This window comes from Actinoplanes sp. DH11 (assembly GCF_020873875.1).
In the GTDB taxonomy this organism is placed as follows: domain Bacteria; phylum Actinomycetota; class Actinomycetes; order Mycobacteriales; family Micromonosporaceae; genus Actinoplanes.
The window spans coordinates 164,389-178,655 of record NZ_JAHWGU010000013.1 but is presented as its reverse complement, the minus strand read 5'-3'; the positions used below and the strand labels follow the sequence as shown (position 1 = coordinate 178,655).

The following is a 14,267-nucleotide window of genomic DNA, read 5'->3' as shown; positions in this document are numbered from 1 at the left end:
GCCCGGGCGAAACTCGCCCGGGCCGGTTCACCACTCACCCGTACGGGTTCGGTCAGCACCAGCGGCCGGGTGGCCGCCCTCGGCCCGCCGCGCGTCGCCTGGGGCGCACGGCGCCGTGCAGGTGGGCACCGGCCCACCCACGCAGCTCGGTCCGGCATCCGACCCGTCCCGATCCCGCATCCAGGATCGGCTCCTCGTCGACCGGTGCGGGCACCGGCATCTCGTCGAGGACGGGATCGCCATCGGTACGCGTGATCGCGTCGTCCCGTTCCATCATCTCGCCTCCTCGATCCGTGTCCCCGACACCAACACCAGCTTTCCTCGGCACCGTCTCTTCATCGGCACCGTGGCGCACGGTGTTAACCCCGGCCCGGACCGCACTCGTCCGACACGATGCCAGGTCACCGACCGAAATCGCGGTAGAGGCGCACCGCTACACCGGTCAAATGTAATAAAAGTGCCTAAACCGGGTACCCGTTGCTCGCCTTCCGCCCCGTGACACGCTGGACGACGTGGCAGACAGCAATCCCCTGCGAGCCGGGACCCTGCGCCGGATCGAACGGCACGCCGGAGCGCTCGCCAGTTCGGCGGTCGCGCGCATGGATGAGACGCTGCCGTGGTTCCGGGCGCTCCCGGCCGACCAGCGTTCCTGGGTGATGCTCGTCGCACAGGCCGGCGTCCGCTCCCTGGTGGAGTGGTTGCGCTCCGGCGCCACGGTGGCCGTCAGCACCAGTGAGATCTCCGACGAGGTCTTCGCCGCCGCGCCGCGGGCGCTGGCCCGGATCATCACGCTGACCCAGACCGTCCAGTTGATCAAGGTGACGATCGACGTCGCCGAGGCGGAGGTGCCGGGCTTCGCCGACGAGGGCGAGACCGACGAGCTGCTCCAGGCGATCCTCCGCTTCTCCCGGGAGATCGCCTTCTCCGCCGCCCGGGTCTACGCCCGCGCCGCCGAGTCCCGCGGGGCCTGGGACGCCCGGCTGCAGGCACTGCTGGTCGACGCGCTCCTGCGTGGCGACTCCTCGGACATCCTGGCCAGCCGAGCGGCCGCCCTGGGCTGGACCGACGCGCCACCGGTCACCGTGGTGGTGGGCCGCTCACCGGGCGGCGACATCACCGCCGTGCTGCACGCGGTCTACCGGGCCGCCCGGCGGGCCCGCCTCGAGGTGATCGGCGGCGTGCACGGCGACCGTCTGGTCGTGGTGGTGGGCGGCGCGACCGATCCGGTCGCCACCGCGGCGGCGCTGGGCAGCAGCTTCGGCGAGGGCCCGGTCGTGGTCGGTCCGGCGGTCCCGTCCCTGGACCAGGCCACCGAGTCGGCCCGGGCCGCACTCAACGGGTTCCGGGCCGCGCCGGCCTGGCCGGGCGCGCCGAGCCCGGTCGCCGCCGACGACCTGTTGCCGGAACGCGCCCTGGCCGGCGACGCGGACGCCCGCCGCAAGCTGCGCCACGAGGTCTTCGGTGGCCTGACCCGCGCGGGCGGCGCCCTGATCGAGACGCTCGACGCCTTCTTCGCGGCCGGCGGGGTGCTGGAGAGTGCGGCACGCGAGCTGTATGTGCACCCCAACACCGTGCGGTACCGCCTGCGCCGGGTGGCCGAGGTCACGGCGCTCTCGCCGTTCGACGGCCGGGACGCGTTCGCTCTGCGTATGGCTCTGACGATCGGACGGCTGGATCCCGCCGCCTGACGGCCGCACCCTCGTTACCTCAGGATGACGGTCCTGTCCGCCGATGACGTGTCGCGCTCGGAAATTCCAACTTCTGGGGCAAATGGGGCTAAAGTAGCGCAAGCCTGCGGCCCCTTTGTAGGTTTCCTACAAACCTCGTCGTAGGGTTTCGTCGCGCCCAGCAACCCCTCAACCACTCCCTATCCGGAAGAGTCAAGACGTGCTCGCCGTACTCTCCCCCGGCCAAGGCTCCCAGAAGCCCGGCTTCCTCAACTCCTGGCTCGAACTCCCCGGTGCCACGGACCGCCTGCGCGGCTGGTCCGAGGCCGTCGGCGTGGACCTCGTCCACCTCGGCACCCGGGCCGACGCCGACGAGATCAAGGACACCGCCCGCACCCAGCCGCTGCTGGTCGCGGCCGCCCTGCTCGCCGGCGAGCAGCTGCCCCTGGGCGAGGTCGACGTGGTGGCCGGGCACAGCGTCGGCGAGCTGGGCGCCGCCGCGCTGGCCGGCGCGCTGACCGCCGAGGCCGCCGTCACCCTGGCCGGCGTGCGCGGCCGGGAGATGGCCGCCGCCTGCGCCCTCGAGGCCACCGGCATGAGCGCCGTCCTCGGCGGCGACCCGGACGAGGTGGTCGCGGCGATCGAGAAGCACGGCCTCCACCCGGCGAACAGCAACGGCGCCGGCCAGATCGTGGCCGCCGGCAGCCTGCCGGCTCTCGCCGATCTCGCGGCGGAACCGCCGGCCAAGGCGCGGGTGATCGCGCTGGCCGTGGCCGGCGCGTTCCACACGCCCTACATGGCAACGGCCGAGACCGCGCTCGCCGCGTACGCGGCGGAGGTGCCCGTCCAGGACCCGGCCCGGGTGCTGCTGTCCAACCGCGACGGCGAGGCCGTCAGCGACGGCCCCGAGGTGCTCCGCCGCCTCGTTCACCAGGTGACCGTGCCAGTCCGCTGGGACCTCTGCATGGCGCGGCTGCGCGCACTCGGTGTCACAGGTGTCATCGAGCTGCCGCCCGCCGGCACCCTGGCCGGGCTGGTCAAGCGCGAGCTCAAGGGCGACGGCGCGCCCGAGATCGTCACGTTGAACACGCCGGATGACCTGCCCGCCGCCCGGGATCTGATCGCCCGCCACGGCGGACACCAAGGAGGAGCACGATGACCGCGGGTTCCCGCATCGTCGCGATGGGCCACTACCAGCCCTCGCGCGTGGTCACCAACGACGACCTGGCCATGAACCTGGACACCAACGACGCGTGGATCCGGGACCGGGTCGGCATCGCCGAGCGCCGCATCGCGGACAGCGAGAGCGTCGCGGACATGGCGACCTACGCCGCCGAGAAGGCGCTGGCGAGCTCCGGCCTCAGTGCGGCCGACATCGACCTGGTGACCGTTGCGACCTGCACGTCGATCGACCGCTGCCCGAACGTGGCGTCCCGCGTCGCGAGCCGGCTCGGCATCACGGCGCCGGCCGCCTACGACCTGAACACCGCGTGCTCCGGATTCTCGTACGCCCTCGGCACCGCGGACCACGCGATCCGCGCCGGCGCGTCCCGCAACGCCCTGGTGATCGGCGCGGAGAAGCTTTCCGACGTCGTCGACTGGTCCAACCGCACCACCGCCGTGCTCTTCGGTGACGCCGCCGGCGCCGCGGTCGTCTCGGCCGCCCCCGAGGGCGAGGAAGCCGGCGTCGGCCCGGTGCTCTGGGGTTCCGCCCCGGACAAGGGTGGCGTGCTGCGGATCGAGGGCTGGCGGCCGTACATCGAGCAGGAAGGCCAGGTGGTCTTCCGCTGGGCCACCACCGAGCTCGCCCCGTTCGCGATCGAGGCCTGCCGCCGCGCCGGCGTCGACCCGTCCGAACTGGCGGCCTTCGTGCCGCACCAGGCGAACACCCGGATCATCGACGGCATCGTGAAGCGGCTCGGGCTCAGCCCGGACGCGATCGTCGCCAAGGATCTGGTGCAATCCGGCAACACCTCAGCGGCAAGTGTGCCGTTGGCACTGTCGAAGCTCATCGAGCGGCGCGAGGTCCCCTCCGGGGCACCCGTCCTGCTCTTCGGCTTCGGCGGCGGCCTCACCTACGCCGGCCAGGTCGTCCGCTGCCCCTGAGCAGCACCGGCCGGTCGCTTCACCACCCACCTAGAGAAAGAACGAGAATGGCAACTCGCGAAGAGATCACCTCTGGCCTCGCCGAGATCCTCGAGGAGGTCGCCGGGGTGAACCCGGACGACGTCGCCGAGGGTAAGTCCTTCACCGACGACCTGGACGTCGACTCGCTGTCCATGGTCGAGGTCGTCGTGGCCGCCGAGGAGAAGTTCGGCGTCAAGATCCCGGACAACGAGGTGCAGAACCTCAAGACCGTCGGCGATGCCGTTTCCTACATCGAGGCCAACCACTGACATGAGCAACGTAGACGTCGTCGTCACCGGGCTCGGCGCGACGACCCCGCTGGGCGGGGACGTCGCGTCCACCTGGGACGCCATGCTCGCGGGCCGCTCCGGGGTCGGCCCGCTCACTCAGGAGTGGGCGGGTCAGCTCCCGGTGCGGATCGCCGCACAACTCGCCGTCGACCCGTCCACGCTCATCGAGCGGGTCAAGATGCGCCGGCTCGACCGGTCCGAGGCGATGGCCCTGATCGCGGCCGGTGAGGCCTGGGCCGATTCCGGCCTGGCCGACTCCGGTCTCGACCCGGAACGTCTCGCGGTCAGCATCGGCAGCGGCATCGGCGGCGCCACCACGCTGCTGGAGCAGGACGACATCCTGGAGCGCTCCGGCCCGCGCCGGGTCAGCCCGCACACCGTGCCGATGCTGATGCCGAACGGACCGGCCGCCTGGGTCGGCCTGGAGCTCGGCGCGCAGGGCGGCGTCCGGGCCATGGCCAGCGCCTGCGCCACCGGCGCCGAAGCCGTGGCCCTGGGCCTCGACCTGATCCGCGCCGGCCGTGCCGACGTGGTGGTGGCCGGTGGTGTCGAGGCCGTGGTGCATCCGCTGCCGCTGGCCGGGTTCGCCTCGATGCGGGCCATGTCGACCCGCAACGACGACCCGCAGAAGGCCTCGCGGCCGTGGGACAAGAACCGGGACGGCTTCGTCCTCGGTGAAGGTGCCGGCACGATCGTCCTGGAGCGCGCCGACCACGCCGCAGCCCGCGGCGCCAAGGTCTACGCCCGCCTCCTGGGCGCCGGGGTCACCTCGGACGGATACGACATCGTCCAGCCGGACCCGGAGTGCCGCGGTGGCATCCGCGCGATGCGGATGGCGCTGCGCGACGCCGGCCTGACCGGCGCCGACATCCAGCACGTCAACGCGCACGCCACGTCGACCCCGGTCGGTGACATGGGGGAGGTCAAGGGCATCAAGACCGCCCTCGGCAACCACCCGGTCCTCACCTCGACCAAGTCGATGAGCGGGCACCTGCTCGGTGCGGCCGGCGCGGTCGAGTCGATCGCCACCGTCCTCGCGCTGCGCGAAAGCGTGATCCCCCCGACCATCAACCTCGACGACCCGGACGAACGGCTCGACCTTGACGTGGCGGCGCACAAGGCGCGGCCGCTCGAGATCCAGGCCGCGATGAACAACTCGTTCGGCTTCGGCGGTCACAACGTGGCATTGATCTTCGCCCGCGCGTAGAGCTCGTGCACAGACAGTGACCACGCCGGAAACCGATCCGGCTGCCGTCGGCCCGCACGACCCCGAGCAGCGGCTGCGGACGTTCTTCGACCGCGGCACGCTGCGCCTGCTGGCACCCCGGGACGACTCGGGTGTGCTGCACGCACGGGGTGAGGCCGACGGCACGCCGGTGATCGCCTTCGCCACCGACGCCACCCGGATGGGTGGCGCACTGGGAACCGGCGGCTGCCTGCGCATCGTCGAGGCGACCGACCGGGCGGTCCGTGACCGCGTGCCGGTCGTCGGTCTCTGGCATTCCGGCGGCGCCCGTCTCGCCGAGGGCGTCGTCGCGCTCGACGGTGTCGGGCAGGTCTTCGCCGCCATGGTCCGCGCGTCCGGCCGGGTGCCACAGCTCTCCGTGGTGCTCGGCCCGGCCGCCGGCGGCGCCGCCTACGGGCCGGCACTCACCGACATCGTGATCATGAGCGCGGCCGGCCGGATCTTCGCGACCGGTCCCACCATGCTGCACGGTGCCACCGGCGAACGGGTCGACCAGGAACGGCTCGGCGGCCCGGAGCCGCACGGCAGCCGCTCCGGCGTCGCCCACGTCACCACCGCCGACGATCACACCGCGCTGGCCGAGGCCCGCCGGTTGGTACGCCTCCTCGGCCGGCAGGGCCGGATCTCACCGGACGACGTGCCACCGGGCCGGCTGGACACCCTGATACCGGCCTCCACCGACCGCGTCTACGACGCCGTGCCCGTCGTCCGGGCTCTGCTCGACGAGCCCGGTGTGGAGTTGCACGACAGGTGGGCGCCGAACGTCGTCACCACGCTGGGCCGGTTCGGCGGCCGGACCGTCGGCGTGGTCGCGAACAACCCGATACGCCTCGGTGGCTGCCTGGACGCCGCCGGAGCCGAGAAGGCCGCCCGGTTCGTGCGGATGTGCGACGCGCTGGGCGTCCCGCTGATCGTGCTGGTCGACGCGCCCGGATATCTGCCCGGCGTGGACCAGGAGTGGGACGGCCTGGTCCGCCGCGGCGCCAAGCTTGTGCACGCCTTCGCCGAGGCGGTGGTGCCCCGGGTGACAGTGGTGACCCGGCGGGCCTACGGAGGCGCCTTCCTCGCGATGAACTCCCGGGCACTCGGCGCCACCGCGGTCTTCGCCTGGCCGGACGCCGAGATCGCCGTGACCGGCGCCGGCGCGGCGGTGGAGGTCCTGCACGGCCGGCGGCTGGCCGGGACGCCACCGGCGGAACGGGCGGCGCTGCGGGAGGAGCTGATCGCCGAGCAGGACATGCTCGGCGGTGGCGTGCACCGGGCCCTGGAGATCGGCGTGGTGGACGCCGTCATCCGGCCGGCGGAGACTCGTCGCCGGATCGCCGAGGCGATCGCTGCCGCACCCGCCGGTCGCGGCGAGCACGGCAACATCCCCCTCTGAACCCGGCAGCCGGGCCTGGCTGCCGGCCTGGCGAGGTCACTTGACGCACGCGCCCGGCCGCATGCGCTCCGCGGCCCGGGCCCGGCCTCCGGGTCACTTCACGCACGCGCTCCGCGGCAGGCCGGGCACCTCGACCGGCGAGCGCCCCGGCGCCTTCGCCTTGCCCGCGATCACGGCGGCGAGGGCGGTCAGCGAGAGCTTGCTCGACGAGTACGTGGCCACAAGCGCCGGCGACCGCGAGAGGCCGAGCAGCGACGGGCTGTCCATCATCACGGTGACCGCCGCCGCGTCGTCCAGGTCGACGTGCTGGTCCCCGTACCCGACCAGCCTGATGATCTTGCCGCCGTCAGCCTGGACCTTGACGCCCGCCGACTGGAGCGCGCGGACCAGGTTCACCCGGGCCAGCTCGCGCGAGGCCGGCGCGGTGACGGTGACCGCGCCGTCCACGAGCGGGCCGGAACACTTGCCGCGGAGCACCGTGATGGACGCGGCGTCCAGGGCGCCGACCGACCGCTCGTGCGCCGCCGAACCGATCACGTCGAGGGGCGGCTGGTTCCTGATCTCGGTACGGAACTTGAGGGTGAGGATCCGGGTGACCGCCTCGACCAGGCGCTCCCGCTTGAGGCTGCCGCTCTTGAGCCCGGCCACGATGCCGTCCCGGGCGCCCGCGATGTCCGGCGGCATCAGCAGCATGTCGTTGCCTGCGTTGAGCGCGCGCACCGCGGCTTCCCCCGCCGGCCACTTCTTGGCCGGCGTCATGTTCATCGCGTCGCTGATCGCGACGCCGGTGAACTTGAGCTGCTTGCGCAGCAGATCGGTCATCACCTTGTGCGAGAACGTGGCGGCCACACCCTTGTCGACGGCCTGCAGGTCCAGGTGCCCGGACATCACCACGCCGACGCCGGCGTCGATGCCGGCCCGGAACGGCGGCATGTCCTGCGCCTCCCAGTCCTTGCGGCTCTGCTTGATCACCGGCAGCTCGTCGTGGCTGTCCGCGGCGGTGTGCCCGTGCCCCGGGAAGTGCTTCAGGGTGGCCGTCACCCCGGCGCCCTGCAACCCCCGCACGGCCGCGGTGACCTGCGCTGCGTTCGCCTTGGCGTCCGAGCCGAACGCTCGCGAGCCGATCACCCCGCCGCCGCGGGTCGCCAGCGTGTCGGCGACCGGGGCGAAGTCGACGGTGATGCCCATCGCGGCCAGTTCCGCGCCGGCCGCCCGCCAGGCGAGCTCGGTGAGACTGGGCTGGGCGGCGGCTCCGGCGGCCATCGCGGACGGCAGCATGGTGACGCCCTCGGTGATCCGGGTGACCACCCCGTACTCCTGGTCCGTGCCGATCATCAGCGGCGCCGCGGCGGGCAGTTTCAGGGCCGCCTGCTGCAGGCCCCGGGTCAGCTCGCGGACCTGCTTGGGGTTCTCCACGTTCGTGGTGGGGTTGGTGTCACCGGTGGGGTCGTCCGGTGTGAAGCCGACCAGGATCAGGCCGCCGAGCTTGAACTTGGTGATCATCTCGGCGGGTGTGTCCACCCCGGCCAGCTGCTGGTTGCCGGCGGCCGCGGCCGGGTCCACGTCGGTGGCGTAACTGCCGTAGGCGTACGGCATCAGCACCTGACCGGCCAGGTCCTCGTCACTGAGCCGGGTGACCACCTCGGCGGCCCGTGCGGCGGGGTCCGCGTTGATCACCAGGCCTGCGCTCGCGGACGGCTCGGCGGCGATCGAGGGGGCCGCCGGAGGCGCCGGCGAGGTGGTTGCCGTCGGCGCCGGCTCATCGTTGCCACAGGCCCCGGACAAAAGGAGCAAAGGTACGGCGAGAGCGGCGCGGAACAGGTTTTTCACGCACGCCATCGAACCAGTTCACGGCAACAGTTGCCACTTCATCACTGAGAACCGGTGTGTCACGAGTCGCGGTATTCGCCCGGTTACCCAGTTCAGGGCCGTGCTCGACCGCCGCACCGGCCCACATCCGGCGCGCCGCCCGCGCGGGCCTCACCGCCGCAGCCGTCAGCGGACCCGGGTCAGGAGCGCACCGGGGCAGCCGTCAGCCGACCCGGGTCAGGAGCGTCACCGGGGCGCCGTCGCCGGCGTAGCGGTACGGCTCGAGCTCGGCGTCCCACGCGGTGCCGAGCGCCTTGTCCAGGGCGTGCGCCAGCGCCTCGGGCGCACGCGCCGAGGTCATGATGGCCCGCAGCCGGTCCTCGCCGATCTGGATGTCACCCGAAGCACCCATGACCCCATGGAAGAGGCCACGCCCGGGGACGTGCATGAACCGCTCGCCGTCGATGCCCGCGCTGGGCTCCTCGGTGACCTCGAAACGGATCATGGGCCACTGCCGGAGGGCAGCAGCCAGCTCGGCGCCAGTTCCGGCACGGCCGGTCCAGCTGCACTCGGCTCGGCGCATGCTCGGATCGACCGGTTGCACGGTCCATTGCAGGTTGACCGGCGCGGTCAAGACGCGCGCGATCGCCCACTCGACATGCTGGCACACGGCGAGTGGAGTCGAGTGGACGTATACGACGCCACACGTTGGCACGGTGACCTCCCGGAGACCGAGGTGCGTCTTCCCCTACGACCTCGACCGCGGTTGATCGTGTCCCATGATGCCGGGTGGTACGGATGGTGCGCCAGAGAATCCGCAACATCGACTATGGGACCCGCCGTCGTGGCATACCCAGTGCAACGCCTTTACCTGCTCCGACGGCACGGTCCGAGCGACGTCGTGTAGGGTTGCTACGGCCTTTTCTGCTTCTCAAGTTTTCCTCCAAGGAGTGCCGCCGTGGCGAGCAACACCTCGAAGACCGCCCGCGCATCAGTCCGCGCCGGCCAGAGCACCTCCGGCGCCCTCAGCGTGCTCGGTGAGTACAAGTACCTCATCCCGCTCGCCAACGGCCGCTTCGCGTACGTGCGCAATCTGACCAACGGCAAGACCACGCACATGAAGACCGACTCCGACGCTTTCGTCGAGGAGATCCGGGTGCTGGCCGCCGCCGGTCACGGCGCCAAGATCCGCGCCGAGCTGAACGCCCTGCACAGCACCAGCCCGGAGCACGGCTGGGACACCACCGAGAAGCGCCTCGCCGACGCGGGTGTTTTCGAGGGCTGAGTGCCTGCACCGTACTGACGAGAAGGCGCCTCCCGGTTTCGCCCGGGAGGCGCCTTTTCGCATCACCTGAAGATCACGACAGTGGCTCGCGGTTGTCAGGTGAGGAATTCCACCGCGCCGCTGTCCAGGTCGTAGATCGCCCCGACCACGCGCAGCCGGCCGGCCTCGATCGGACCCGCCAGGCTGTCCACCTTGTGCAGCCGGTCCACGGTGCGGATCACGTGCGAGCGCACCGCCTTCTCCCCCGCGTCCGGGTCGTCCAGGCCGAACTCCCGCACCGCCGGGGCCAGCTGGTCCACCAGGTAACCCACCTCGCCCTCGGAGACGACGCCGGCCCGCAGCGCCTTGACCGTGGCGTGCACCGCACCGCAGCGCTTGTGCCCGACGACGAGCACCAGCGAGACGCCGAGTTCGGCCACCGCGAAGCCGACCGAGCCGATCAGGGAGCGGTCCAGCACGTGCGCGCCGGAACGGGCCACGCAGATCGCGCCGAACGACTGGTCGAAGATGGCCTCCAGGGGCACCCGGGAGTCGATGCAGCCGAGCACCAGCGAGTGCGGTTCCTGCCCGCCCGCCGTGGTCGCCGCCTGTGTCACGTCATGGCCGTACCGAGGGGTGCCGTGCACGAAGCGCTTGTTGCCCGTCACCAGCTTGTCCAACGCCTCGTCCGGGGTGTCTCGGGTAGCCGTCATGCACACGATTTTCGCTGTTCGCCGGCGAGGTCAAAGTGATTGCGAGGTAACTCACGGTCCGTGTCGCCCCGGCCCCCAGATCTTGACGAAACATGCTGGTAATACACGTGATCGCGAGTGATGCTTATTACCCGCGGGTACTGCGGGGACCGTGACCCTCACGGAGGTACCCATGACCGACAGTTCGGAGATCAGGCTGGCCGACGGCGTCCGGCTCCACGTGACCGTTTCCGGACCGGCCGACGCACCGGTGACAGTGGTGCTGCTGCACGGCTGGTGCCAGGACCAGCAGACCTGGAACGACCAGGTGGCGGCCCTGAGTGCGATGGGGCGCAAGGCGCCGCGGGTGATCGCGTACGACACCCGTGGACACGGGCGCTCCGGGTCCACCCGGCTCGGCTCGGCCACCCTGGACCAGCTCGGCGACGACCTGGCCGAGGTGCTGCGCCGGTTCGCGCCGTCCGGGCCGGTGGTCCTCGCCGGGCACTCGATGGGCGGCATGACGATCATGGAGTACGCCCACCGCCACCCGGCCGAGTTCGCCGCCCGCGTGGCCGGCCTGCTGCTCGTCTCCACCACCGCCGAGGGGCACACCCACACCCACTACGGCCTCCCCCAGCGGGTGGCCGGGCTGCTGCGGGCCGGCGAGACGTTCGGCGCCGGCCTGCTGGCCCGCTCCGGCGCCTGGTGCCCGCACCGGGTCGTGCTGCCCGCGCTGCGCCCGGCCGTCCAGTGGCTCCTCTTCGGCGACGAGTGCGCCGAGTCCGCCCTGCGGGTGACCCTCGGAGCACTCGGCCGCGCCTCGCTGCGCTCGATCGGCGGCTTCCGCGCGTCGGTCGGCGCCCAGCAGCGGCTGGACACGCTCGCCACCCTCACCGACGTGCCGGCGGCGGTGCTGGTCGGCGACCGGGACCGGCTGACCCCGACGGCCTGCGCCGAGTCCATCGCCGGCGCCCTGCCCGGGGCCACCCTGGAGGTACTGCCCGGTGCCGGCCACATGCTGCCGCTGGAGCGGCCGGAGGAGGTGTCCACGGCGCTCGTGACGATCGTCCGGCGGGCGGCGCGCGCGGCCAAGGCGGCCACCGCGGCCAAGGCCGGCAAGGCCGCCACAGCGGCGGCGAAGCGGGAGCGCCGCACGACCGGGGCGGACACCACCCGCTGCCGCCGCGCCGCTTAGTCGTTGGCCCGGCGGGCGGCCCGCACCGACAACGCGGTCCGCGCCAGAAGAAGCGGCCCGCGCCCCACAACGCGGTCCGCGCCAGAAGCGGCCCGCGCCCCACAACGCGGTCCGCGCCAGAAGCGGCCCGCGCCCCACAACGCGGTCCGCGCCAGAAGCGGCCCGCGCCCCACAACGCGGTCCGCGCCAGAAGAAGCGGCCCGCGCCCGGCAGCGCGGTCCGCGCCGGAAGAGCTGGCCGCACCGGGCACGCGGTCCGCAGGGAAAGCGCGAATCGCGCGAAACGCCGCACCGAAGCCGGATCCCGGGCGATCCTGAGAGATTCCAGCGCCCGGCGGAGGGGTGCCGTTCGACGCGATCGGCCGGGCAGGAGTAAGTTCGATTGCCCCCTTCGCGCAAGCGCTGGTGGTGCGCAGAACTTTGCCCCCGTCCGCGCGAGCGGTGCGGCGGGCATGAGAGGGAGAAAGCCGACTTGAGCGACGCCACCGTCCTGCAGCAGGAGATCGCGGTCGAGCAGGAGCATGTGGACCGGGTTTACGCCCGTCTCGGCGAACTGCGCCGGGACGCCTCCCGGGCCGAGAAGGAGGGCTACCGCCTGGCCGGCGTGGGCACCTTCGGCGCCCTGGTCGAGCGGGACGCGATGGTCTTCCACGCGGCCCGCCGCCGGCATGCCCTGGACACCGAGTACGAGGGGCTGGTCTTCGGCCGCCTCGACCTGCTGGCCGGCCCCACCCACTACGTCGGCCGGATGGGCATCCGGGACGGCGACTCGAAACCCCTCGTCGTCGACTGGCGCGCGCCGGCCGCCGCAGCGTTCTACCGGGCCACCGCCGCCGAGCCGCTCGGGGTGGTCCGCCGGCGCATGATCCAGTCGACCGGCGAGCGGGTGACCGGCATCGAGGACGACCTGCTGGACCCGGACGCCGCACCCGACGACATGCGGGTGGTCGGCGACGGCGCCCTGCTGGCGAGCCTGGCGAAGGCGACCGGGCGGGGCATGCGCGACATCGTCGCCACCATCCAGCGCGAGCAGGACGAGGCGATCCGTTCCCCCGCCTCCGGCGTGACGATCGTCACCGGCGGGCCGGGCACCGGCAAGACCGCCGTGGCTCTGCACCGCGCGGCCTACCTGCTCTACTCGGACCGCAGCCGGTTCGCCGGCGGTGGCATCCTGGTGGTCGGCCCGTCCGGCGTCTTCGTGGAGTACATCGCGACCGTCCTGCCCTCCCTGGGCGAGGAGACGGCGACGCTGCGCTCGCTGGGCACGCTGGTGCCCGGTTACGACGCCACCCGGGTCGACTCCGGCGAGGTCGCCGCGATCAAGGGCTCGCTGCGGATGCGCCGGGTGCTGGAGCGTGCCTCGCACGACGCGGTGCCGGGCGCCCCGGCGGAGCTGCGCCTGCTCTACCGCGGCACGCTGCTGCGGCTGGACGCCGCCGCCCTCGACAAGATCCGGCGGCAGGCGCTGCCGCGTGGCGCCCGCCGCAACGAGGTCCGCGGGCACGGCTTCGACCGGATCTTCGACGCGCTCTGGGCGCAGGCCCGCGAGCACCAGGTGCGTGGTCTGCCGGAGAAGCGGGAGTTCGAGGCGGAGCTGGCCGACCGCACCGACTTCCGGGACTTCCTGCGGGCCTGGTGGCCGCGGTTCACCCCGATGCGGGTGCTGCGCTGGATGGCCGATCCGGGACGGCTCCGGGCGTACGCGAACGGGGTCCTCTCACGCGACGAGATCGCCACCCTGCAGGGCTCGTTCGACGCGCTGGACACCGAGGGCCCGACGATCGCCGACGTGGCGCTGCTGGACGAGCTGGACGAGCTGATGGGCCGCCCGCGCAAGCCGGCCAAGAAGAGCAAGAACCCGTTCCACGTCCGGGACGGCGTCCAGGAGGTCAGCACCTTCGCCGATCGCCAGGCGGCCGCACGCGCCCAGCAGGTGCAGCGCGAGGAGGACTACCGCGACTACGCGCACATCGTGGTGGACGAGTCGCAGGACGTGTCGCCGATGCAGTGGCGGATGATCGGGCGCCGCGGCTCCTACGCGTCCTGGACCGTCGTCGGTGACCCGGCGCAGACCGCCTGGTCGGGTGATCCGGGCGAGCTGGACCGGGCCCGTGACCGGGCGCTGGGCTCGCGCAAGCGCAACAGTTACGCGCTGACCACCAACTACCGGAACTCGTCGGAGATCTTCGCGGTGGCCGCCTCGGTGATCCGCAAGATCATGCCGGATCTGCCGCTGCCCTCCGCGGTGCGCAGCACCGGCGTCGACCCGGCCGACGTGGTGACCTCCGCGTCCGCGCTGCCGGAGACGGTGCGGGAGCTGACCGAGAAGCAGCTCACCGAGGTGGACGGGACGATCGGCGTGATCATGGCGGTGCCCCGCCGGGACGAGGTGGCCGGCTGGGTGGCCGGGCTGCCGGAGCGGGTCCAGGTGGTGACCGCGCTGGAGGCCAAGGGCATGGAGTACGACGCCGTGGTCCTGGTCGAGCCGGCTCAGATCGCCGTCGACCAGTCCGGGGTCCGCACCCTGTACGTGGCGCTGTCGCGGGCGACGCAACGGCTGACCACGGTGGGCACGAACCCCGGCTGGCTCTGAC

General features: G+C 72.5%; 13 protein-coding genes. 9 read left to right on the top strand and 4 right to left on the bottom strand.

Features of this window, described 5'->3' with window-relative positions:
• Positions 1-52: 52 nt before the first annotated feature.
• Positions 53-277 carry a hypothetical protein gene (locus LPA41_RS20650; RefSeq protein ID WP_229072288.1) on the bottom strand — a complete coding sequence of 75 codons (225 nt, stop codon included), beginning with the start codon at positions 275-277 and terminating at the stop codon, positions 53-55.
• A gap of 235 nt (positions 278-512) precedes the next feature.
• Between LPA41_RS20650 and LPA41_RS20645 the strand changes: the two genes are divergently transcribed.
• From LPA41_RS20645 to LPA41_RS20620, 6 genes are all read left to right on the top strand, one after another.
• On the top strand, positions 513-1,688 hold the full coding sequence (locus tag LPA41_RS20645) for a CdaR family transcriptional regulator (RefSeq protein ID WP_229072287.1): 1,176 nt from the start codon (positions 513-515) through the stop codon (positions 1,686-1,688).
• A gap of 199 nt (positions 1,689-1,887) precedes the next feature.
• Positions 1,888-2,826 carry an ACP S-malonyltransferase gene (locus LPA41_RS20640; RefSeq protein WP_229072286.1) on the top strand — a complete coding sequence of 313 codons (939 nt, stop codon included), beginning with the start codon at positions 1,888-1,890 and terminating at the stop codon, positions 2,824-2,826.
• Positions 2,823-3,773 (top strand): beta-ketoacyl-ACP synthase III, encoded by a 951-nt coding sequence (locus tag LPA41_RS20635; protein ID WP_229072285.1) that lies wholly within the window; start codon positions 2,823-2,825, stop codon positions 3,771-3,773. The genes LPA41_RS20640 and LPA41_RS20635 overlap by 4 nt, the downstream gene beginning before the upstream one ends.
• A 47-nt stretch (positions 3,774-3,820) precedes the next feature.
• Entirely contained in the window at positions 3,821-4,063 is a 243-nt protein-coding gene (locus LPA41_RS20630) for an acyl carrier protein (RefSeq protein WP_184953034.1), read from the top strand.
• Between the two features lies 1 nt (position 4,064).
• Positions 4,065-5,291: a beta-ketoacyl-ACP synthase II gene (fabF, locus tag LPA41_RS20625; RefSeq protein WP_229072284.1), complete on the top strand. Its 1,227-nt coding sequence runs from the start codon at positions 4,065-4,067 to the stop codon at positions 5,289-5,291.
• Between the two features lie 16 nt (positions 5,292-5,307).
• Positions 5,308-6,711, top strand: a complete 1,404-nt coding sequence (locus LPA41_RS20620) for a carboxyl transferase domain-containing protein (protein ID WP_229072283.1) — start codon at positions 5,308-5,310, stop codon at positions 6,709-6,711.
• A 93-nt stretch (positions 6,712-6,804) separates the two neighbouring features.
• Here LPA41_RS20620 and LPA41_RS20615 read toward each other — a convergent pair whose 3' ends face one another.
• Both LPA41_RS20615 and LPA41_RS20610 read right to left on the bottom strand, forming a co-directional pair.
• Positions 6,805-8,550, bottom strand: coding sequence for a glycoside hydrolase family 3 protein (locus tag LPA41_RS20615; RefSeq protein ID WP_229072282.1), 1,746 nt, complete (start codon positions 8,548-8,550; stop codon positions 6,805-6,807).
• 193 nt (positions 8,551-8,743) lie between these two features.
• Positions 8,744-9,235, bottom strand: coding sequence for a DUF3145 domain-containing protein (locus LPA41_RS20610; protein WP_229072281.1), 492 nt, complete (start codon positions 9,233-9,235; stop codon positions 8,744-8,746).
• A 243-nt stretch (positions 9,236-9,478) separates the two neighbouring features.
• Here LPA41_RS20610 and LPA41_RS20605 point away from each other — a divergent pair, with 243 nt between their 5' ends.
• Positions 9,479-9,805 (top strand): hypothetical protein, encoded by a 327-nt coding sequence (locus tag LPA41_RS20605; protein WP_229072280.1) that lies wholly within the window; start codon positions 9,479-9,481, stop codon positions 9,803-9,805.
• 95 nt (positions 9,806-9,900) lie between these two features.
• Here the strand turns inward: LPA41_RS20605 and LPA41_RS20600 are convergent, their stop codons facing one another.
• Positions 9,901-10,497: a carbonic anhydrase gene (locus LPA41_RS20600; RefSeq protein WP_229072279.1), complete on the bottom strand. Its 597-nt coding sequence runs from the start codon at positions 10,495-10,497 to the stop codon at positions 9,901-9,903.
• Positions 10,498-10,669: 172 nt separating this feature from the next.
• Between LPA41_RS20600 and LPA41_RS20595 the strand changes: the two genes are divergently transcribed.
• The gene (locus tag LPA41_RS20595; RefSeq protein WP_229072278.1) at positions 10,670-11,674 is read left to right on the top strand and encodes an alpha/beta fold hydrolase; all 1,005 of its coding nucleotides are present in this window, start codon (positions 10,670-10,672) and stop codon (positions 11,672-11,674) included.
• Between the two features lie 471 nt (positions 11,675-12,145).
• A complete protein-coding gene (locus tag LPA41_RS20590) occupies positions 12,146-14,266 on the top strand; it encodes an AAA family ATPase (RefSeq protein ID WP_229072277.1) in 2,121 nt (706 codons plus the stop codon).
• Position 14,267: the final 1 nt, after the last annotated feature.

Bases quoted from the DNA above. Each gene is read 5' to 3' on its own strand.
- LPA41_RS20650 (WP_229072288.1), bottom strand. From the start codon at position 277: ATGATGGAACGGGACGACGCGATCACGCGTACCGATGGCGATCCCGTC.
- LPA41_RS20600 (WP_229072279.1), bottom strand. From the start codon at position 10,497: ATGACGGCTACCCGAGACACCCCGGACGAGGCGTTGGACAAGCTGGTG.
- fabF (WP_229072284.1), top strand. From the start codon at position 4,065: ATGAGCAACGTAGACGTCGTCGTCACCGGGCTCGGCGCGACGACCCCG.
- LPA41_RS20595 (WP_229072278.1), top strand. From the start codon at position 10,670: ATGACCGACAGTTCGGAGATCAGGCTGGCCGACGGCGTCCGGCTCCAC.
- LPA41_RS20615 (WP_229072282.1), bottom strand. From the start codon at position 8,550: ATGGCGTGCGTGAAAAACCTGTTCCGCGCCGCTCTCGCCGTACCTTTG.
- LPA41_RS20635 (WP_229072285.1), top strand. From the start codon at position 2,823: ATGACCGCGGGTTCCCGCATCGTCGCGATGGGCCACTACCAGCCCTCG.
- LPA41_RS20630 (WP_184953034.1), top strand. From the start codon at position 3,821: ATGGCAACTCGCGAAGAGATCACCTCTGGCCTCGCCGAGATCCTCGAG.